Annotated in this window: 15 protein-coding genes and 1 pseudogene; 5 read left to right on the plus strand and 11 right to left on the minus strand. The window is 49.1% G+C overall.

The genetic code is table 11. The features are described from left to right. Positions 1-20 precede the first annotated feature (20 nt). The 5 genes and pseudogenes from P3339_RS12830 to P3339_RS12850 all read right to left on the minus strand — a co-directional run bounded on the left by P3339_RS12830 (position 21) and on the right by P3339_RS12850 (position 8,141). Positions 21-1,325, minus strand: coding sequence for an FUSC family protein (locus P3339_RS12830; protein WP_282950728.1), 1,305 nt, complete (start codon positions 1,323-1,325; stop codon positions 21-23). A 423-nt stretch (positions 1,326-1,748) separates the two neighbouring features. Beyond that, positions 1,749-2,090, minus strand: a complete 342-nt coding sequence (locus P3339_RS12835) for a hypothetical protein (protein WP_282950729.1) — start codon at positions 2,088-2,090, stop codon at positions 1,749-1,751. Between the two features lie 380 nt (positions 2,091-2,470). Then, positions 2,471-3,868: a hypothetical protein gene (locus P3339_RS12840; RefSeq protein ID WP_282950730.1), complete on the minus strand. Its 1,398-nt coding sequence runs from the start codon at positions 3,866-3,868 to the stop codon at positions 2,471-2,473. A gap of 974 nt (positions 3,869-4,842) precedes the next feature. Next, on the minus strand, positions 4,843-7,017 hold the full coding sequence (locus P3339_RS12845) for a malate synthase G (protein ID WP_020415241.1): 2,175 nt from the start codon (positions 7,015-7,017) through the stop codon (positions 4,843-4,845). Between the two features lie 189 nt (positions 7,018-7,206). After that, positions 7,207-8,141: pseudogene (locus P3339_RS12850) on the minus strand (LysR family transcriptional regulator). Positions 8,142-8,255: 114 nt separating this feature from the next. Here P3339_RS12850 and P3339_RS12855 point away from each other — a divergent pair. From P3339_RS12855 to pta, 4 genes are all read left to right on the plus strand, one after another. Next, the gene (locus tag P3339_RS12855) at positions 8,256-9,854 is read left to right on the plus strand and encodes an isocitrate lyase (RefSeq protein ID WP_020415239.1); all 1,599 of its coding nucleotides are present in this window, start codon (positions 8,256-8,258) and stop codon (positions 9,852-9,854) included. A gap of 259 nt (positions 9,855-10,113) precedes the next feature. After that, positions 10,114-11,322, plus strand: a complete 1,209-nt coding sequence (locus P3339_RS12860) for an acetate kinase (protein WP_282950731.1) — start codon at positions 10,114-10,116, stop codon at positions 11,320-11,322. A 2-nt stretch (positions 11,323-11,324) separates the two neighbouring features. Beyond that, positions 11,325-12,572, plus strand: coding sequence for an AAA family ATPase (locus tag P3339_RS12865; protein WP_282950732.1), 1,248 nt, complete (start codon positions 11,325-11,327; stop codon positions 12,570-12,572). Positions 12,573-12,597: 25 nt separating this feature from the next. Continuing rightward, positions 12,598-13,488 (plus strand): phosphate acetyltransferase, encoded by an 891-nt coding sequence (pta, locus tag P3339_RS12870; protein ID WP_282950733.1) that lies wholly within the window; start codon positions 12,598-12,600, stop codon positions 13,486-13,488. 24 nt (positions 13,489-13,512) lie between these two features. Here the strand turns inward: pta and P3339_RS12875 are convergent, their stop codons facing one another. From P3339_RS12875 to P3339_RS12885, 3 genes are read right to left on the minus strand one after another with little or no spacing between them, the layout of a single operon-like run. Beyond that, positions 13,513-15,219, minus strand: a complete 1,707-nt coding sequence (locus P3339_RS12875) for an acetyl-CoA hydrolase/transferase C-terminal domain-containing protein (RefSeq protein ID WP_282950734.1) — start codon at positions 15,217-15,219, stop codon at positions 13,513-13,515. Continuing rightward, positions 15,216-15,737, minus strand: coding sequence for a hypothetical protein (locus P3339_RS12880; protein WP_282950735.1), 522 nt, complete (start codon positions 15,735-15,737; stop codon positions 15,216-15,218). The genes P3339_RS12875 and P3339_RS12880 overlap by 4 nt, the downstream gene beginning before the upstream one ends. 6 nt (positions 15,738-15,743) lie before the next feature. Continuing rightward, on the minus strand, positions 15,744-18,035 hold the full coding sequence (locus P3339_RS12885) for an acyl-CoA dehydrogenase (protein WP_353056929.1): 2,292 nt from the start codon (positions 18,033-18,035) through the stop codon (positions 15,744-15,746). 282 nt (positions 18,036-18,317) lie between these two features. Here P3339_RS12885 and P3339_RS12890 point away from each other — a divergent pair, with 282 nt between their 5' ends. Further along, a complete protein-coding gene (locus tag P3339_RS12890; RefSeq protein WP_282950736.1) occupies positions 18,318-18,491 on the plus strand; it encodes a hypothetical protein in 174 nt (57 codons plus the stop codon). Between the two features lie 24 nt (positions 18,492-18,515). On the opposite strand, the gene rraA is transcribed toward P3339_RS12890, so the two are convergent. The 3 genes from rraA to ppsA form a co-directional block, all read right to left on the minus strand. Next, positions 18,516-18,995 (minus strand): ribonuclease E activity regulator RraA, encoded by a 480-nt coding sequence (rraA, locus tag P3339_RS12895; RefSeq protein ID WP_282950737.1) that lies wholly within the window; start codon positions 18,993-18,995, stop codon positions 18,516-18,518. Positions 18,996-19,127: 132 nt separating this feature from the next. Then, complete coding sequence (locus P3339_RS12900) at positions 19,128-19,697, minus strand: L,D-transpeptidase family protein (protein ID WP_245556727.1); 570 nt, start codon at positions 19,695-19,697, stop codon at positions 19,128-19,130. A 430-nt stretch (positions 19,698-20,127) separates the two neighbouring features. Further along, the gene (gene ppsA, locus P3339_RS12905; RefSeq protein ID WP_282950738.1) at positions 20,128-22,491 is read right to left on the minus strand and encodes a phosphoenolpyruvate synthase; all 2,364 of its coding nucleotides are present in this window, start codon (positions 22,489-22,491) and stop codon (positions 20,128-20,130) included. Positions 22,492-22,674 lie beyond the last annotated feature (183 nt).

The following is a 22,674-nucleotide window of genomic DNA, read 5'->3' on the forward strand; positions in this document are numbered from 1 at the left end:
ATACCCAGGAAGCTTGGGCATTAAAAAAAGTACAATGGCGCAGACATTAAACAAACTAGAATCGTGTAGGCACAAGTTTCAAACAATCTAATTTGTGGACTAACAGCAGCAATGATTGCTATGATTGTAATCAACAATACAACTAGCAATCCGCCAATCATATCCGGAACAAACAAATAGGCCAGATAGGAAATCCATATACCAACAAGCACACGAACAACATTGGCAAGCCTATCCGGATCAGGCATCAGCAAACCAAACCAATATGCGCCCTCTTCACCAGGGAATTTCAAATACGAACTCCCTAAACTTTTAATATCATTGACAGAGCTTATTAGTGCTCGAGTTTCAACCTCTAGATCATTTAATGAACGTCGTGTCACGGCTATTGCCGCGGTCTCTGAGGTTGATAGCTCCTTTACCTTATCAATATTTCCTCTAATCACTCTCTCCTGAGCACTGCCTGCTAACTGGTCTTCAGCAATGGCGAAGCGCAACCTCTTAAATCGGCTCTTCATATCCTCCAAATAGTCTTTCATTCCCAGAAGAAACTTCATTATTCCCAGATCACTGGATAGAGCCAGACCTTCTTCTAATTTAAGCAACGACTGGGTAACCGCTGTTGCACGACATCCCAAATGATTCCACTGCCTACGGCATTCCCAGATTTCGTAACTGTCAGAACTGGCATCATTAATTGCAGTACGTAAGCGTGCATCTGCTTTTAACAGTTCAACTCTCTTTTCTCTACGAATTTTCACCTTTTTTCGATCTAGAATCCTTGTAAAACACCTATCTGCAAATGCGCGGTGAGCATCTAGTAGGGAAACCGCGGCTTGATGTAGTTCTTCACGGCTACAATTCGGCCATATCAGCACAGCGACTAGGCCATAGACGATAATACCAAGCAATGACTCCTGGATACGTAAAATGCCTTCCTCATAGGAAATTGATAAGTCACCTCCTGTCGCATCCCATAACAATAAGATGACATAGCCACAAGTCATCCAAAAATATTGATGCTTTGATCTCTGCAGAAAATATACGCAGCTTGCAACCCAAGTAGAAAGGGCAATCATAAAGAGCCAGCGATCCTGGGGAAACAACGCAACGATTATCCAGCCGCCTAATAGCGCAAAAAGAGTCCCCAAGATCCACAAAATGGCGCGATTTAAGGATTGTCCGAGATTTGCTTGGCTACACACAATAACTGCAAATCCACCCCAAAAAGGTTTCTCCCAATTAATACCCATTGCAATGGCATAAACAATTACCAGAGCCAGCGCAATTTTTATCGACTCTTTCGCATTACGAGACAGGTGCAACTTTATCTCCGAGAATTTTCACGATATAGCGGTTACGTCTTTTTATTCAATGACGCCAAAATACTAATTAACTACGGGATTGTTTATTTGACAGGAAGAAGTATGGCATATAAGGAAGCAATAAAATCAGGGATTTATAAATAGATATGGTAAGTATGGACTGTATTATAAAGTGTCAATGGGGGTTGATTGTCATCAAAGAACGTCAGAATTTTATACTCCAATACTCCAATACTCCAATACTCCAATACTCCAATACTCCAATACTCCATGATCGCTTGGCGAAAAGGTATGCCAATATAAATAATGACATGCAATCCTGAGAGCAAGCACTGGATATATAACTCTTAGGCAATGGGATGAGAGAAATTAAAATACAATGACGACTAAACCCATTCAAAATATATATTCCCCTTTTTCAGCTCAGATCTCCGGCGTAATCACCACCTTAAATGGCATGCCACTAGAATCAATAAACTTAACTTCTGCCGGGCCATCATAAGCGGTAATTAGTGTAGGAGTCGCCAAATTCAAATAGCCATTACTTTCTTGATACTCATATATACTTGCGACTACACGAAGCTGGCCTTCAGGTGTTTGTTCTTCTAATAATAGGAGCTTAATTAATTTATCTAAATGTATTTCACTTTCTACATCCCCTTCATTTAGCAAGTGTAAAGAGGCCAATTTAGCACCGTTGGGGATTGCATCTACTTTTAGCACCATAGGTGATGCAGTGCTAAATAAGGATGAATCACTTTCCACTGATCGTCGGGCCAACTCTGACTTGAACCGGCTCACAACTACTCGTCTTTTTACTCCGAGAGTGTGCGAGAATAGTCGATTGCTAGTTATGAAGCAGCCTCTAGTACATTACTATAATGATTGCACTACCAGAGTAAAAAGTGTAATGGCCGCATACCGATAGCCACACTTGAAGGTGGAAAAGCATCTGGGGAGAGGGCTGTAAACTGAATTTGGCCTGACAGAGCACTTCCTGAAAAACCGATAAATGTCAGATCAACTCTAAACCACTATACCTAATGGGAATATGATATTAAGGCCAGCTTTATTTACATAAATGTGTATTTACGAGATAAGATCAACCCTACTTATTTTAAGAGGAAGTGGGGCTGATCAGCACTTTAATATTTAGAAGTTTGCAGACGAACTACACCTCCAAAAGTACCCGATACTATTTCGCCCTTACCCCCAATTTGAGCAGCCGAATAAACACTATTATATTTCTCTCGATATCCTAACGGAATATGAAACACACTGTCACCCGTATCCCAATTCACAGCTTCAAGTGTCCACATACCCTGTCGCTGCCCCCAACAGTAAACTAAATTAGAGGATTCGCTCATGGTCGGCACGCCATTAGGACAGCTTATTTCTTTATTCGCCCAAAGACTACTCAAACTGCGACTGTAAGAATTCCAATGAAATTGCTCGATACCATAGGGGGCATTCTCAGGGAAATTAGAAAACAACACCGTAAGCCTTTGGGGAACACCCGGCAATCGCGAAAAATCCCAGCCATAGTCATTATTAACAACAACTGCTCGATCACCTCGAACCAAGACCGATTGCTCAGATATACTCCTTGTCGCATTGGGATTACCAAAAGTAATAGGAATTTCCGCTGCAATTCTTCTATCTTTCTCTTCAGAAATCGGTTTCCAATCCATCGGAATCTGGTCTCGCCACATCACCACCAGATTCATAAGCTCCTGACCATCAGTAAACACTACCAGCTTATCATTACCCGCATTCATTAATGTGGGCGTGGAGCCGGAACCAATTCCCAGTCGACCCGGCCAAGGTGTCTCTCCCCCAGCTTCATAGGCTGCCTTCCAGGCTCCTTTTCCTTCGTCGGCGCTCACCCTATCTCCATACCACTGAAATCGATACATCTTTTTACTGGAAACCACATAGATACCTCCTTCTTCATCTATAGAGATTGAGTTTGATACCTCCTCACCTTCATCAACCTTTGTATGATAGAACTTATCTAGACTTCTATTGATTACCAATACCAACCCTTTGGAGGTTGCGAGACAAATATAACCATCGTAAGTCATATTCATCCCAACAATTACTTCACTCTCAGCAGTCAAAAGCTCCTCAGGTATATCAAACTTTTTATATAGATTTATACCCGATCCTGGGTCGCCCTTTATTGCATCCCCATAAACCAACAAACTTGAGCCATCCGGCACATAAAATTTGTAATCTTTATCCACAAGGACATAAGCACCAGAGAGCCCTCCTGTCATTTCATCTTTTAACTTTGTATCAATCCTATTTATCTGGTTTCCACTCATGTCCATTTTAAAAACAGATCCAAGTGTACTTCCCCAAACCACTCTCTTACCATTTACTTCATAGATTGGAGAGTAAGCAAGGATAATTGGAACAGGTATTGTTTCAGAGAGCTCCTTTTGAAGGCTTGCAATATCATCTAACTCTATACCTTTTAAATATGAAGACCCCTGGTTGTAGGGATTTCTATGGCTCATGGGCCAGGGAGAATCAGCCAAGAATGGGTTCTTCGGTGGATCAATAATCGACTCCGCAATTGCTACATTGAAAAAAATAGATGCAGAAAAAAATTAAATAAAAATACAGTTCTTAAGCACCGAATCAATCCAGGAATCATCAAAACATCCTCCATGTTTAATTAAACACCTAACTATAAAGCAGGGAAAATAAAACACTAAGAACTCCGAAAGCTTTCCTTAAGGCTTGGCTTCTCTACAAAATATTGCTTGAGCATCCTCTAACCAATATTACGAGGAAACTATATTTAAGGAAAGTGCAACTTATAGAGGCGCCCCTCTTTTTGCAACAGAAACTGAAATATACTATAAAGAAAACTACCTGAATTCAACGTGAAAGATTATATAGTCCTGGTTATTATTCTCTACAAGTAGCTCCTTAAGCTTTTCATAATACTTGATAGCTTAAAGCATTTCATTAAAGATTACTTGGTGTCTTGAACAACACACCAACTTTGATAGATATCATTTTTTAAACTGATATTGTTGGAAACTATTTCGTAACTCGAATTCAGCTGACCTTAATGAAATGTGATTTTTTCGGTTAGCAGGTATTCTATATGTACATATTACAAATAAATAAGTTGAAGGCTCTCTTATTATTTGGGTGTTTTTAAATTACGGAACTGTTTTTATCCCAAAATTATAGAATAACTATATCTTTCCCAACTTATAATCACTGTCTCCAAGATCTATATATGTCAAATTAAATACTAATTCATTCAGTATTTTAGTAAATGTCTCCCGGAAGGCTAATTGCTAGATTCCCGGGATATACAATCTTACGTCAGTTACCTCTGCACCCCTTTCCTTGTCTAGTAGGTATTTCTTATCAACTTCCCCATAGAGAGGAGGGTACTGACGACCGCCTTAGCTCGTTAAAGTATGCGCTAGATTTGATTTCATAATGATTTGACCAGTAAAAAGACCCCTTAAGGGGTCCTGCAGCAAAATCATCATGCATTTAGAGCCTTAAATTCCCGTCTGCGACGATGCAGAACCGGCTCAGTATAACCATTAGGCTGCGCACAACCCTCGAAAACCAATTCACAAGCAGCTTGAAAGGCAATGCTTTTATCGAAGTCAGGGGCCATATTATTGTAGTTGGAATCACCCGCATTTTGGCGATCTACTATCGCTGCCATACGCTCCATGGTTTCTCGCACCTGCTTCTCACTCACGATGCCATGTTTCAACCAGTTGGCAATATGTTGGGAGGAAATACGCAGAGTTGCGCGGTCTTCCATCAGGCCAACATCGTTGATATCCGGTACTTTGGAACAACCTACACCCTGTTCTACCCAACGTACAACATAACCAAGTATCCCCTGGGCGTTATTATCCAGCTCTAGCTGAATCTCTTTGGCGCTCCAATTGGTATTATTAGCCACGGGTACGGTAAGGATATCTTCCAGCTTGGCGTGATGGCGATGCTGGATTTCTTCTTGACGGCGGTTTACATCTACCTTGTGGTAATGCAATGCGTGCAGTGTCGCGGCAGTTGGAGAGGGAACCCAGGCAGTATTGGCACCGGCCATGGGATGGGCAAGCTTGGCGTGCATCATAGCTGACATTTGGTCAGGTATTGGCCACATTCCCTTACCGATTTGAGCCCGGCCCTTTAAGCCGCAGTTTAAACCAACATCTACATTCCACTCTTCATAGGCATTGATCCAGGTAGACTGTTTCATATCGCCTTTACGAATCATCGGACCAGCAAGCATTGAGGTATGGATTTCATCGCCAGTGCGATCGAGGAAGCCGGTATTGATAAATACCACACGCTCTTTAGCTTCGGCAATACAGGATTTCAGGTTTACCGTGGTACGACGCTCCTCATCCATAATGCCCATTTTTACAGTGAAACGCGGTAGGCCAAGGACATCTTCAATACGGTTGAACAGGATGTTGGCAAAAGCCACTTCTTCCGGACCATGCATCTTTGGTTTCACGATATAGATACTACCGGTACGGGAGTTCTTAATCTCTCCATCGCCGCGTAGATCGTGTAGCGCGATCAGGCTGGTAATCATGCCATCAAGGATGCCTTCAGGAATCTCCTGGCCATCACCAAATAAAACAGCATCATTAGTCATCAGGTGGCCGACATTGCGTACAAACATGAGGCTGCGACCTGGCAAAGTTAACTGATTGCCATTTGGAGTAGTGTACTCACGGTCGGCATTCAAATTACGCTCAAAGGTCTTGCCACCTTTATTAATGGTTTCTTTCAGGTCTCCTCGCATAAGGCCGAGCCAGTTACGATAAACGACAACCTTATCCTCGGCATCGACCGCGGCAACGGAATCTTCGCAGTCCATAATGGTGGTCAAAGCAGATTCCAGCAGCACATCTTTTACACCAGCATCGTCAGTCTTACCGACAGGGCTTTCCCGATCTACCTGAACTTCAAAGTGCAAGCCGTGCTGTTTAAGCAGAATACAACTGGGCTCTTCGCTGTCACCGCGATAACCGACAAACTGTTTACCATCTTTGACGGTGGCGATATCACCATTCGCCAGTACCACTTCCAGCAGGGAGCCATTTACGCGGTACTGCACAGCATCTTTGTGGCTGCCGCAGGTAAGTGGAGCAGACTGATCCAGGAAGTTGCGAGCAAACTCAATAACTTTGGCACCCCGTACAGGGTTGTATTCGGTGCCTTTTTCCGCACCGCCCTCTTCGCTGATCACGTCAGTTCCGTACAGGGCATCATACAGGCTGCCCCAGCGGGCATTGGCTGCATTGAGTGCGTAACGGGCATTCATCACCGGCACCACCAACTGTGGCCCCGCAAGAGTGGCAATCTCTTCGTCGACATTCTCGGTAGTAGCGGCAAAATCAGCAGGCTCATCTACCAGGTAGCCAATTTCACGCAAGTATTCACGATACCCTTCCAGGTCGCGAACACCCTCGGGGTTCTCTGTGTACCAACGATCCAGGGTTTCCTGGAGTTCATCACGCTTTTGCAGTAATTCGCGGTTAACTGGCGCCAGATCACGGACGATGGCATCGAGCCCACCCCAGAATTTATCGGCATCGACCCCGGTTCCTGGAATCACCTCCTCGCTAACCAGATTGTATAGTTCCGGTGCGATTTGCAGATTACCGATTTGGACTCGTTCCGTCATACCCTGGGCCTCTCGCTAATTGTTGGAATTACGGCATTCTAAACAGCCATTTCGACATACCGCTAATTTATAGGCGCAATTTCCACTATTCATAGATCAAATTTTTATGAATGCGGTTGGCGCGTGAAACCTTACCAGTAAAACTACGCATTCACCTACAAGGCGCATGCTTCCTTACTCACCAGTCACTTACAGAGCCCGACCGATATCCAAGATCAGGCGGCGTAACCAGCGGTGCGGCGCACTCTGCTGCAATAGGGGGCTCCAAGCCATTTTCAGTTCCAGAGGTGGAATATCCAGGGGGGATCCCTTCGCACAACCCTCGGATTATCGCTGGCCAGCTGCGCCAGCCGGGTGGGAACTGTCACTATCAAATCGCTCTGTTCTGCCAATAGCATGGCTACCTGATAGTGGCGTGTAAACACGGAAATATCGCGCTTTTCCCCCAAGCGCCCAATAGCCTCATCCACCCAGCCGAGCCTCTGAACATCCTCTGGGTTTACCCCTACCCCAACCCCCATGCCCGTTTTACTGACCCAGATGTGCTGGGCCTTCAAATAGCTTTGCAGATTGTAGTCTTCAAGCATGGGGTTATCTGCCCGCATCACACAGGAGAAACTGTCTCGCCACACAGTAGCCTGATGGAAGCTCTGCGGCATGCTGTCAAAGCGGTTGATTACCATATCCACTTTGCCCTGCTCCACATCAACGAAACTCACATCACTGGGGGTCATGATATCCAGGCTGATTCCAGGAGCATCATCACGCAGCTGCTTGAGTAGCGGCGGAATCAAAGTGGATTCTGCATAGTCACTGGCCATGATTCGAAATGTTCGGCGTGTATTCGCCGGATCAAAATCCCGATTAGGCTGAATCACCCGATCGATACTGGACAGGGCTTCTCGCACCATCGGCTGCAACTCCAGGGCACGCTCGGTGGGCATCATGCCCTCGCGAGTGCGTACCAGAAGGGGGTCATCGAACAGCTCTCGCAGACGCTTAAGGCCGTTACTCATAGCTGGCTGGGATAGGCCTAGATAGTTTGCCGCACGGGTTACATTACGTTCTCGCAGCAGTACATCAAGATACACCAGCAGGTTCAGGTCAGCTCTTTCCAGTTGCATACATCATTCGCCAGATCGATAGTGAAAATAAAATCAATAAATTAGGCAAATTATGCCACTCCTCCTAAGATACTCAACACCTAATCGCAGTCACCGTTTTAAGGAAACACTGTCATGTCCACCTACACTCAAGACATCGACGCGGTAGCTAAGCTCCGTGACAGCAAAAGCGGCACTTGGGACGCTATCAATCCCGAATCTGTTGCCCGTATGCGCGCCCAGAACAAATTCAAGAACGGCCTGGATATTGCCAAGTACACTGCCAATATCATGCGCGCTGACATGGAGAATTACGACAAGGACACCTCCAAGTACACTCAGTCTCTGGGTTGCTGGCACGGTTTCATCGGCCAGCAGAAGATGATTTCTATAAAGAAGCACTTCGAAGGCAATACTGACCGCCGCTATCTGTACCTGTCCGGCTGGATGGTAGCTGCACTGCGCAGTGAATTTGGTCCGCTGCCCGACCAGTCCATGCACGAGAAAACCTCTGTTGCACACCTGATCAATGAGCTGTACACCTTCCTGCGTCAAGCAGATGCTCGCGAGCTGAACGACCTGTTTCGCGAATTGGATGCTGCCCGCGAGGCCGGTAACAAGGCTGCCGAGAAGGCTGTACAGGACAAGATCGACAACCATAAAACCCACGTTGTACCAATCATCGCTGACATCGATGCCGGTTTTGGTAACGCGGAAGCCACTTACCTGATGGCCAAGCAAATGATCGAAGCGGGTGCTTGCTGTATCCAGATCGAGAACCAGGTTTCCGACGAAAAGCAATGTGGCCACCAGGACGGTAAAGTGACCGTTCCTCACGAGGACTTCCTGGCCAAGATCCGGGCTGTTCGTTACGCGTTCCTGGAGTTGGGCGTAGATAACGGAGTTATTGTTGCCCGTACCGACTCCCTGGGTGCCGGCCTTACCAAGCAGATCGCTGTGACCAAAGAGCCTGGCGACCTGGGCGATCAGTACAACGCTTTCCTGGACTGCGAAGAAATCGACGCTTCTGAACTGGCTAACGGTGACGTTGTAATCAACCGCGAAGGCAAACTTTTGCGTCCTAAGCGCCTGGCTTCCAACCTTTTCCAGTTCCGCAAAGGTACCGGCGAAGCTCGCTGCATCCTGGACAGCATCACTTCCTTGCAAAATGGTGCTGACCTGATTTGGATCGAAACCGAGAAGCCCCATATCGGCCAGATTGGCGGCATGATGGATGAAATCCGTAAAGTCGTTCCCGATGCGAAACTGGTTTACAACAACAGCCCGTCCTTTAACTGGACACTGAACTTCCGTCAGCAGGTTTTTGATACCTGGAGTGAAGAAGGCAAAGATGTATCCGCTTACGACCGCGCCAACCTGATGAGCGCCGAGTACGACGACTCTGACCTTTCTGCAGCAGCTGATGAGAAGATCCGTACTTTCCAAGCCGACGCGGCTCGCGAAGCAGGGATCTTCCACCATCTGATCACCCTGCCAACTTACCACACTGCAGCCCTGTCTACCGACAACCTGGCCAAGGAGTACTTCGGTGAGCAAGGCATGCTGGGCTACGTGAAAGGCGTTCAGCGTAAAGAAATCCGTCAGGGCATTGCCTGTGTTAAGCACCAGAACATGGCAGGTTCTGACATCGGTGACGACCACAAAGAGTACTTCGCTGGTGAAGCTGCCCTGAAGGCTGCTGGTAAAGACAACACCATGAACCAGTTCGGCTAAGCCCTCTTTATATACCCAAAAGGTATGTTTAAGGCGGCGCCAGCCGCCTTCTTCTGATAAAAGCTGACGATTTCTCTCAGCCTGAGAGTTAAGTTTCTGCTGAAGAAGTACAGTTGAAGCAAACTGCGCTTTAATCTCTGCATTTTAAATTTGGGCCGCAATCGCGGCCCTTTTTTATTCTCACCCCCAGCCATGTTTTCAAAAGACTTTTGCGCCAACTTGGCTAGCCTTAGGGTATATACGCAGGGACACCCATCCTATGCCCAACCCCGGCTTAGTACTAATTCTGAACTGTGGCAGCTCCTCACTGAAGTTTGCCGCACTCGATCCATTCAGTGGAGAGGAATACTTATCAGGTCAAGCCGATGCCCTGGGAAGTTCCGGGGCAGTTCTCAATTGGCGTTATTGCAGTGAGGACAACAGCCAGCCGCTCTCCCCAAGCGATGACTGCGAAAGTGTGATTGGTTGGCTGGTTGAGCGGTTTGATGGGACCTGGCTCGGACTAAAAGCCCGTCTGCTCGCCATTGGCCACCGGGTGGTCCACGGCGGCGAGTTATTCGCAGATTCAGTATTGATAGACCAGCAGGTCCTGACCGCAATTCGCTCCTGCTGCGAATTGGCACCACTGCACAACCCGGCTGCTCTGCAAGGAATCCAGACTGCCCTGATCGCTTTTCCCCAAGTACCCCAAGCTGCCGTGTTCGATACAGCATTTCACCAGGGTATGCCGGACTATGCCTACCTCTACGCACTGCCCTACCGGCTATACCAGGATCACCATATTCGACGTTACGGCATGCATGGGAGCAGCCACCGCTATATTGCCGAGCGCAGTGCCGAGCTATTGGGAAAACCAACTACTGAGGCCAACGTAATTTCCGCACACCTGGGTAACGGCGCTTCTATTGCCGCTATCAAAGGCGGGCACAGTGTGGATACCAGTATGGGACTCACGCCCCTCGAAGGACTGGTAATGGGTAGCCGCTGTGGCGACCTGGACCCAGGCCTGCTATTGCACCTTGGAGAATCCCTGGACTATTCCCTGGCCGAGCTGGAGCAGCTGCTGAATAAAGAGAGCGGCCTGCTCGGCCTATCCGGTTTGAGTAATGACTGTCGCGAACTGGAAGAGGCAATGGAAAACGGCCACGAGGGAGCCCGCCTGGCCCTGGAGGTATTCTGTTATAGATTGGCTAAATATATCGCTGCCTACACTGTGCCCTTGCGCAGGGTCAGCGCCCTGGCATTTACCGGGGGCATTGGAGAAAACTCCTCCTGGGTACGCCATAGGACCATTAGCTGGCTTAGCGCACTCGGCTATCAACTGAATCAGGAGCGCAATGAGGCAACCCGCTTCGGTGCCGAGGGGCTCATATCCAAAGCGGGTACGCTGGATATCTTTGTAATCCCAACCAGGGAGGATTGGGTAATCGCCAGGGATGCCGCAAGGCTCGCATCTGAGGTGCGCTAGAAATGTCTCATCGCACTCGCACACTGATGCTCGTTCCCCTTGCCGCTGGAGTCGGAATTACCTCCGTAAGCCTGGGCTTGATCCGGGCATTGGAGCGTATCCAGGTGGAAGTTAAATTCTACAAGCCTGTGGCCGAACCGCCGCCTCCAGACGGTACCATTGAACGGACCAACGAAATATTGCGGCAGGTTTCCAACCTGGATATTCCACGCTCCTTCAGTGCCAAACATGTTGAGTCCATGGTCTCTACAGGGAAAATGCCAGATCTGTTAGAAGAAATACTGGCCCGATATCAAAGCGGCGGCCAGCATGCAGACGTGACCGTCATCGAAGGCGTACTGCCCAGCAGTGAAAATCAATTTGCCAACCAACTCAATTACCAGATTGCCAAGACACTGGATGCGGAAGTAGTACTGGTAGCCTGCCCTCATGGTGGAGATATCAGGCAATTGCGAGAGCGGTTACAGTTCGCTGTTCACTCCTTCGGCGGAGAAAAATCCAACCGTGTAGTGGGCTGCATTATCAATAAGGTTGGAGCCCCTGAAGAGCAAACTGATACTCCCGGTGCTCAACCGGCAGGTATGCGTGCCGGACGTGAAGATCCCGCAGAAGACAAAGTCACAATCACCAGGGAATCCCTCTACCGGCAAACCCCTCTACGTATTGTCGGCTGTATACCCTGGAATGCAGATCTTCTGGCTCCCCGCGCATTAGATCTGGTGCGGCATTTCGATGCTCAACTTATCAACCGGGGAGAATTGGAGACCCGGAGATTACACAATGTAACTTTCTGCTCCCGTTCACTCCCCAATATGCTCAGGCGATTTCAGCCCGGGGCTTTGTTAGTTACTTCTGCCGATAGACCTGATGTAGTCACCGCGGCCTGCTTGGCAGCTATGAACGGGGTAAAAATCGGATGCCTGCTGCTAACTGGGGGTTATCGGCTGGATCGTGAAGTCCATAAACTCTGCACACCAGCAATGGAGACCGGCCTGCCAGTAATGCTGGTAAGTGGCAATACTTGGCGCACTGTAGTGGACTTACAGACCTTCAACCTGCGTACACCGGCAGATGACCGTGAGCGGGTGGACCGGGTGCAAGATTTTTTTGCCAGTCACCTGGATGAAAACTGGGTGAATTCTTTGAGCCAGGTTTCCAACCGCCCCCGAAGACTTTCCCCTCCAGCCTTCCGATATCATCTGACGGAACTGGCCCGCCGAAAAAAAGCGTATTGTACTTCCCGAAGGTGAAGAGCCACGCACCATCAGGGCAGCATTGATTTGCACCGAGCGCGATATTGCCGAACCTATTCTGCTCGGCAATACAAAAACCATTGCCAGGGTCGCAGAGCAGCAAGGTCTAACACTCTCTGACAAAATTCACATTACCGACCCGGAAACTGTGCGTGACAATTATATTGAGCCCATGGTGGAATTGCGTAGGAGCAAGGGCCTGACAGAAGTGGTCGCAAAGGAGCAGCTCCATGACAATGTAGTACTCGGCACTATGATGTTGGCTCTGGATGAGGTCGATGGACTGGTATCCGGGGCTATTCACACCACCGCCAATACCATCCGTCCCGCTCTGCAGCTAATAAAAGCCGCACCGGGTGAAGAGCTGGTTTCCTCTATATTTTTTATGCTGCTGCCCGAACAAGTTTTGGTTTATGGGGACTGCGCTATTAACCCTGACCCAAACGCAGAGCAACTGGCAGCGATTGCTATTCAGTCCGCCGATTCAGCGAAAGCATTTGGCGTAGAGCCTCGTGTAGCCATGATCAGCTACTCTACAGGAACTTCAGGCAGTGGCTCAGATGTAGACAAGGTTCGCGAAGCAACCGAAATTGCCAAACGCAAAAGGCCCAGGCTGATCATTGATGGCCCCCTACAATACGATGCGGCCGTTACCGAAAATGTAGCCGCTCAGAAAGCACCACATAGCCCTGTTGCTGGACGTGCAACGGTATTTATTTTTCCCGACTTGAATACAGGCAACACAACCTATAAAGCTGTGCAGCGCAGTGCGGACTTGGTCAGTATTGGCCCCATGCTGCAGGGGTTGCGCAAACCGGTGAATGATTTATCCCGCGGTGCCCTGGTCGACGATATTGTCTACACTATCGCACTCACGGCAATTCAGGCGCAACAACGTGATTATCAGGGTTAAAAACAATACTAAGCAGGCAACGGCTTACTCCCAACGCAGTGGGCGGCGCCTGTCGATGTGATTCCGTAATGCAGCGGCAACAATGTAAGCTTCCAGGCGGTGCTCGTAAGTTTCGGTATGATCGTAACCCATTCGCGCCAAACAACGCTGTAACCACTCAGTGCCTGTCGACTTGTCATGCCACACTTTACGCCCCTGGATCACTGCCATCAGCATTCTCCACCAGCTGCGATCCGCCGCACGCAACTGCTGCAATGAGACTGCAAGCAGGGCCTCCTCATCAGTAAAATCTGTACCCAGGGGATAATAAGGCAATATCGCCAGTGTGCTTTCGACGGAGAAAATTTCAGTGATATGTTCCGGGGTGTTGTTATTAAAAGACTGCGGGATGACAAAACTCTTTTCGATTTTGCCGGCGAATTTTGCCTGCTCCAACAATACTGCCTGGAAACGGCTATCACAAATACTCAGCATGGAAACCATTACGTCCCGATCGGTTTTTCCGCGCAGGTCCACTGCGCCATATTCAGTAACCACTACATCGCGAAGGTGCCGGGGAATAGTGGCATGGGGGTACTCCCATACAATATTGCTCTCGCATATACCACCGCGCACACGAGTGCTGGGTAATGCAATCACCGAGCGTGCTCCCGGCAACGCAAATGCCTGAGCAACAAAATTGTACTGGCCACCCACGCCACTGACGACCTGGTTGTCCACCAGCGCATCTGAAACCACTGCGCCCCCCAGCGTGACCATCATGGCGGAATTGATAAAGCGAGCCTGTTTACGTTGGGCCCGCTTCAGTTCTCCCTGGGACTGCAGATCATTGGTGAAGTCAATGGCGGTCATATCAATTCCCGCGCGCTCATCAGGAGAAAGATCCCGCAGCTCCCGATACATTAATTCCGGCCCCAAGTAGAAACCTCCATGCAGCCAGATCCCACCGCGCAGTTTCTTATTCAGGCAACTGCCAATCAGGCGTCTGCGGCCATGCTCGCTGTGCAGGTCACACTCTTCTTCCTCACCGTCAGGCGTTAATAGCTTGTGCCCGCGCCAACTGTAGCTGGGGTCGACTATACCAAAGCGTTGTAAGAATTCTGTATCTTCGGGAGTGAGAGGACAACTGATACGACCTGCATTCTTCAATCCGAGCAGGGTTTCCTCATTTACGGTATGGGTGATTTCATCCCCATCCAACAACTGTTGCAGCCCAGCATCCTGATAAACCTCCCGGGACAAAACCCCCGCCCTGCGCAAGTGCAGAAAACCATGAGGCACCATTTCACTTGCGCCATACAAACCCTGCTTAAAACTTTCCAAAAGCAGCGGAAGATCTTTCCGGTAATGGAGTGATTCACGATCAACCAGCTTTTCAATGATACTTCTGTAATGGGCATTTTCTTTATGCCGCAAACGCAGTGCATGGCAGACCGCATCTCCCAAAGCCCCAATACCCACTTGCAAGGTTCCTCCATCGGCGACCATGCTAGCAATATGGAATGCGATACTGTATTCGGTAAAGCTGACCGGGATAGCCGGGGCCGCGAATAAAGGGGTATCAAAAACCTCCCCTTCTAGCAGCAGGTCAAACTCACTCTCTTCCAATTCACTGCTACCGGTCATATAAGGCAGCTGCGGATTGACCTCCCCCACTAAGAACAACCGATGATCTTTCCGATTGGCTGTCAGTTTCAACAAAGGTAAAGTCAAATCGGGATTACAGCTCAAGCTGTAACGTCCTCCCCCTCCATCGGTGCCACCATCTGGGCAATAACATTCACTCCAAAGCGCAGAAGATCTTCAGGCACCTGGGTGTAATTCGCACTTACATAATGTCGCTGGGCATAGTGATTTCCCAACAGTGCACCTGGCTCCATAAAGAATTCAATAACATTAATATTTTTTGGTAGATGTTCCTTTCTGCGTGGTGAGACATAACCCAGGTCCTGGTAACTACTGTATAAACGATCCAGTAATGGCTGGATAAAACGACGACTGATATCGCTGTCCCCCTGAGGCCGTTCCAGTGTGAGAGCCGTAAATATGGTCAGGGAAATTGAGGGATCGGCAACAGCGCGGGCATAAAGAGCGTTGGCAAAATGGTTGGCCTTACCAAGTCCAAGGGGTAAACCCAGTACAACCTTCTTGCCAACTTTTGCCAACAGAGCATCAATACACTCCTCGACACTGGCAAAGCGTCTTGGAGCTTCTTTGGAAGAGCCTTCCATGGAGTTTTTTTGTTCCACGTAGCGTTATTCTATCTTTCCAGACTCCTCCCCCAAATGCTCAAAGTGGTCGACCTGGATTGCCTTATCCACGGCATCAGCAGCATCACGCAAAGCATCAGCCTCTTCATCACTAATCAAATTACGCTGCAAGCCCTCATCCACACTCTCACGGCTCAGGGTACGCACTCCCCCTTTCTTGAGCTTTTCCCTAGCTCTCTCTGACGCGCAAACTTTTATAAATGCCTGCTCGACAATATCCACCCCATCACCAGGGTTGCCCAGGAATACACCTCTAGTGAGACGATCCCGGGTTTTAGAGGGAGTCAGCAATAATTCCGCGCAAGCATGAGCCTGGCGATCTGATGCGGTATGTACACTGTGTCCCCAGGGCATGGTTAGAAAATGCATAACCTGGCCGAGGAATGGTCGAGGAAAATTCTGAAAAACTTCAAGAAGATTCACCTCTATCTTGTGTAGTCCATCACGCATGGAGTATTCCAACAGGGGTAAATCATCCTTGGGGTTTCCGTCGTCGTAGAAGCGCTTCAAAGTGCAGCTGAGTAAATAGAGCTGGCTGAGAACATCTCCCAAGCGCGAGGAAATCAGTTCTTTTCTTTTCAACTCTCCACCCAGGCTCATCAAAGAAATTTCTGTTACTAAAGTGAGCACTGCCGAATAGCGATTCAATTGTCGATAGTATTTTGCTGCCCCGCCGACATTGCGAGGACTGCTGGCGAAAAGCCCTACTGTCCAGCCATGGAAAAACCCTCGTAACAGAGTCTTTACCTGGAACCACATATGCTTGGGCAATAACTTATCCAGCTGGTCCAAGCCCTCTTCTTCATCTGGATTCTCCGCCGCTAACATTTCATCCAGTAAGTAGGGGTGACAACGAACTGCACCCTGACCAAAAATCATCAGGCTGCGGGTCAGTAGATTTGCACCCTCTACAGTGATCGCTACCGGTACGGCACGGTAGGCATTCCCCAGGTAATTCAGGGGGCCATCCATTATCGCCTTGCCAGCATGGATATCCATTGCATCATTAACTGCATGACGCAATCCAGAGGTGGCATTAGCCTTCATTATGGCTGTAATTACCGCTGGCTTTCGTCCATGGTCAAGGGCTCGGGTTGTGGTTTTATGGGCACTATCGAGCACGAAGGCGATAGAAGCAATCTCTGCCAGGCGTCGCTGTACTCCTTCAAAACGCCCAACTGGCACATTGAACTGTTCTCTAATACGCGCATAGGCACCTGTGGTACGCGCCGCCATCTTGGCCCCGCCAGTAGACAGTGAGGGTAAAGAAATACCGCGCCCTGCAGCCAGGGCACTCATCAGCATTTCCCAGCCCTTCCCGACATTTTCCTCGCCACCAATAATCCAATCCATGGGAATAAAAACATCCTTTCCCCAATTAGGTCCGTTCTGGAAAGATTGCATGGCTGGTAAATGACGCTGGCCAATTGTGATTCCGGGAGTATCGGTGGGTACTAGTGCAACGGTAATTCCCAGCGCTTCCTTGTCTCCCAAAATGTGCTCTGGATCGTAGAGTTTGAAAGCTAGTCCCAATACCGTGGCTACCGGTCCCAAGGTAATATACCGCTTGTGCCAGTTCACACGCATGCCGAGGACTTTCTCGCCCTTATACTCCCCATAACAAACCTCACCCCGGTCAACCATGGCTGCAGCATCTGAGCCTGCCTGGGGGCTGGTCAAGGCGAAACATGGGATATCTGTCCCGTCCGCAAGTCGAGGCAGATAATAGTCTTTCTGTTCCTGAGTACCATGGGATAACAGTAATTCTCCCGGGCCCAGGGAATTTGGCACCATCACCGTCACGCCCACACAATTGCTGCGGGTGGAAATTTTGGTGACTATCTCGGCATGTGCTGTGGGGGAGAACCCAAGACCACCGTATTTCTTGGGAATGATAATGCCAAAAAAGCGATTTTTTCTCAGGAAGTCCCAAACATGCTCCGGGATATTGTGATCGACAAAGCTGATCTGCCAGTCATTTACCATTTGGCAGAGTTCTTCTGTGGGGCCATCCAGGAATGCCTTCTCTTCCTCACTCAGCTCTGGCGGCCCCATGTCCAGCAGCTGCTTCCAATCAGGCTTTCCCGATAAAAGTTCGGCATCCCACCAAACCTCACCGGCTTCCATCGCCTCGCGCTCAGTCTCGGAAATTGGCGGAAGAACCCGCTTAATGACTTTGAGAAGAGGCCTGGTAAAGAACTTCTTACGCCATTCACTCATTTTTACCTTCCATACTGGCAGTAACGGCGAAATACCCTGCCATTTCCAACGGGATATCGAGGATTACCAAAGCACAATGATAGGTGACGTTTTCCGCTGGGGAGCCACGCCCTGAGGAAATGGATGACCCGCCGGAGAACGTTGAAAGCAGGGAGGTAAAGAGATGCGCCAGCTGACACCATTGTTCAGGAAAGTCTACCTATCCTTCAGTCGCTTTAAACGGGGTGAGCAACCCTGGCAAACAAACAATTCAACAAGTTCCGCGAAAAAAAGTTCACCAAAAGGATATATATTTGTGCGCCAAAGACCGATAACAAAAAGTAGATTTAGGAAGTTCTTATGGAAGTTATTGTGACAACAACACCTATCAGTGTAGGGCTCGTATTCCCCCAAAACTCCATGCAGACCAGGCCGATAGTCGCTAGGACACGCTCTCCAGTGCAGGCAATTGCCTTTCCCACAGAAAAAGGGCTACACATATCGCCAATCGTTGCCTATAACGCCGCTGTGTAACTTGCTCAGTCAGAGAATCTGACTTCAGGTTAGTGGCTTATCGGCAATGATAATGCCGTTATTATCAGCATAGAGATATTCTCCAGGGTGGAAGGTAGCGCCGCCAAAAGTAACTGCAAGATCTCTTTCGCCAACACCTTTCTTTTCAGTTTTCATCGGGTGGGTTCCCAGGGCCTGAACACCCAGGTCCAACGCAGATATTTCATCGACATCTCGGATACACCCAAACATCACTATCCCTTCCCAGCCATTTGCCACGGCCTTCTCTGCCAACATATCCCCCAAACAGGCTCTACGCATAGAACCTCCCGCATCCACCACCAATACTTTTCCCTGGCCCGGCTCCGTCACCAGTTCACGCACCAATGAGTTATCCTCGAAACACTTAATGGTTACAATTTTTCCACCGAAACGCTCTCGGCCTCCGTAATTTACAAACATCGGCTCAACCACTCGCACCTCGTCGCCATGGGCATCGCACAGATCAGGAGTAGAAATTGGCATCAGCTATCTCACAGTTATTGGGAAAAGAGGAATGATAGCGATACTGGGGCAATGCTGGCAGGGAAACAAAAAAATACCGGGTATCACCACTGTTGATAATACCCGGCCAAGCCTTCGCTGTTACAAATTCATCTAGTGGGTTACCCTAACCGGAGTACCAACACGCACATGCCGATAAAACTTTCTCGCCATATGCGGGGGCATACGCACACAGCCATGGGATGCCGGGTATCTGGGTACACTGCCTGAGGCGTGCAAGCCGATTCCACCATTAAAACGAATATAATTATTCATTCTGGCCCCACGATACACAGTACCTGCAGGACGACGATGCTTGCGGGTATTAACATTAGACCGCACTACGCGGCCCGAGCGCCTGTCGACATAACTACCGTAAATCGAAGATCGGTGATAGGGGTGCTTGGAAAGAACGCGGAAGTGTCCAGGGCGTGTGCTATAACCGCGTTTACCTGAGGATATCCTGGATACCCCTACTAACTTGCCACCTTTGTACAAGTAAGCTCGCTGTTCACTTAAATCAATCCTGATTGACGGGCTTCCTCCCCTCGCGGCAGCTCGGTCATCAAACCAGTTACCACCACGTGGCTTCGCTATTGCAGGGGGCACCGCCAACAATGTCAAAAGACATAACATCAGGAAGATGTGCAAAATGGGGATCTTTAATTGTCTGCTTAACTGCATAGCTCACCTCAACAACTTTATCTGCTTTGCTGAAGTGGATGGAAAGGGAAACAGCCCAACCAAATCCACTTTCAAGCTCAACCCGGGGATAATCCCCAATTTGGTGAATCAGTGCTAAAGCAAAATACGCGAATTTTTCCGGTTAACGCGCTGCCTCAGGACTCTTCCGATTCTATTGAGGTAAATACAAAGCCTTAGAATGAATAATTCTCTGGGTGAAAAAGCATAGAGGTTTGAATTTTTTAGGTAGCGTGTGATCTGCAAGTCTCACACAAAGAATGCAGGACAAATTTCGAGGATATCGAGAGAAGCAGCAACAGAAGCCTAATTTTTGGCCAGGGGCGCTTTGCGTTTGTGCAAAAAAATTTTAGCCAGGTTTTAGACTGAAAAATAGAAAAGCGGCCCAATAAGGGCCGCATCGGCGAGGAAATTAGGCTTCCTCGTTCGCCAGGAATAGCCAGGTATCTACAGCGGTATCCGGGTTGAGGGAAACACTGTCTATCCCTTCATCCATCAACCAGCGGGCAAAGTCTTTGTGGTCAGAAGGGCCCTGACCGCAAATGCCCACATATTTGCCGGCTTTCTTACAAGCCTGGATAGCGCGGGACAGCAGAGCCTTTACTGCCGGATTGCGCTCATCGAATAGATCAGCCACCAGGCCGGAGTCTCGGTCCAGTCCCAAGGTGAGCTGAGTCAGGTCATTTGAACCGATAGAGAAACCATCGAAATGCTGCAGGAACTCCTCAGCCAGCAGGGCATTTGAAGGCAGCTCACACATCATAATGACTTTGAGTCCACCTTCCCCGCGGCGCAGGCCATTCTCTGCAAGCAGGCCAACAACTTCCTCAGCCTCTTCCGGTGTACGTACGAAGGGCACCATAATTTCAACATTGGTCAGCCCCATCTCATCGCGTACTTTTTTCAATGCGCGACATTCGAGAGCGAAGCATTGGCGGAAATCTTCAGAGCGATAACGGGCAGCGCCGCGGAAGCCAAGCATCGGATTTTCTTCACTAGGCTCATACAACTGGCCGCCAACCAGGTGTGCGTATTCATTGGATTTAAAATCTGACAAACGCACAATGACACGGTTAGGCGCGAAAGCAGCGGCCAAGGTGGCGATACCTTCAACCAGCTTCTCAACAATAAAGTCTTCAGGAGAAGCATAGCCACCAATGCGCTCACGGATATTCTGTTGCAGGTCCTCCGGCAGGCTGTCCAGCTCCAGCAGAGCTTTTGGGTGAATACCGATCATGCGGTTGAGGATGAACTCTAAGCGTGCAAGGCCTACGCCCTGATTGGGCAGGTGGCTGAAAGCAAATGCGCGATCCGGGTTGCCTACATTGAGCATAATCTTAAATGGCAGATCCGGCATTTCGGAAACTTCAGTTTCCTCACGCTGGAAATCCAGCTCTCCAGACATAACGAAACCAGTATCCCCCTCAGCACAGGATACGGTCACCGGAGTGCCGCTTTCCAGCAGCTCGGTAGCATTGCCACAGCCGACCACCGCGGGAATACCCAGCTCACGAGCAATAATGGCCGCGTGACAGGTACGGCCGCCACGATTGGTAACGATCGCACTGGCCTTCTTCAGTACTGGCTCCCAGTCTGGATCGGTCATATCCGTCACCAGGACTTCACCATCCTGCATCGCCGCCATATCTTCAACAGACTTCAGCTTACGCACCCGGCCGGCGCCAATGCGCTGGCCAATCGCGCGGCCCTCACACAATACCTCTCCACGCTCCTGCAGGCTGTAACGCTCAATACTGGTACCCTGATCGCGAGAACGAACTGTCTCTGGACGAGCCTGAACAATAAACAACTCACCGGTGTCACCGTCTTTGGCCCACTCGATATCCATCGGCCGACCATAGTGCTCTTCAATCTTGCGAGCTTGCACAGCCAGGCTGGTCAACTCTTCATCATTTAGAGCAAAACGCTGGCGATCTTCTTCTGCCACCTCAACAGTTTTAACAGAACGGCCGCACTCACCACTTTGGTCGTATACCATCTTGATTGCTTTACTACCGCGGTTGCGGCGCAAAATCGCAGGGCGACCAGTATCCAAGGCAGGCTTGTACAGATAAAATTCATCAGGGTTTACCGCACCCTGCACCACTGTCTCGCCCAAACCGAAGGCAGCAGTGATAAAGATTACATCGCGGAAACCGCTCTCTGTATCCAGGGTAAACATTACACCGGCAGCACCAGTTTCACTGCGCACCATGTGCTGAATACCAGCAGACAGGGCTACCCCCACATCCGCATAACCCGTATGTACCCGGTAAGCAATAGCGCGATCGTTATAGAGAGAAGCAAAAACTTCCTTAACCGCCTGCAAAACCGCATCAACTCCGCGGATGTTTAGGAAAGTCTCCTGCTGGCCTGCGAAAGAGGCATCCGGCAAGTCTTCTGCTGTTGCGGAGGAGCGCACAGCGACAGCCGTCTCACCACCGCCCAAAGCCTCGTATCCATCACGAATCTCTTTTTCAAGCTGAGCGGGGAATGGCGTTTGCAGAATCCAGTTCCGAATTTCGTCGCCGGCCTTCGCCAGTTCCACAACATCACCAACGTCCAGCCCTTTCAAACGCTCGGCGATTCGCTGCTCTAACTGTTCGTGGGCGAGGAAAGCCTGGAAGGCCTCCGCGGTAGTTGCAAAGCCGCCCGGTACACTCACGCCGGCACCGGCAAGTGAAGAGATTATCTCACCGAGTGATGCGTTTTTACCGCCGACCTTGTCGACATCGTCCATACCCAGTTTTGCGAAGTCGATGGTGAAGTTCGTCAAGTGAAGCCCCTCTGAAATCAGGTATTAGTGGGCGCTGATTATAAGGATGAGTCTTGTAAAAAATAGCCCGTAAAATACGTTGAAAATGTTGTAAATTTTCTACAAAAATTTCAGTATCACGGAATAAAAGACCTTTTGTCCCACCCCTTTTATACTGGGCGCCTTTTCGCCGCCCGGCAACCT

It is taken from the genome of Microbulbifer sp. MLAF003, from assembly GCF_030012965.1.
GTDB lineage: Bacteria > Pseudomonadota > Gammaproteobacteria > Pseudomonadales > Cellvibrionaceae > Microbulbifer > Microbulbifer variabilis.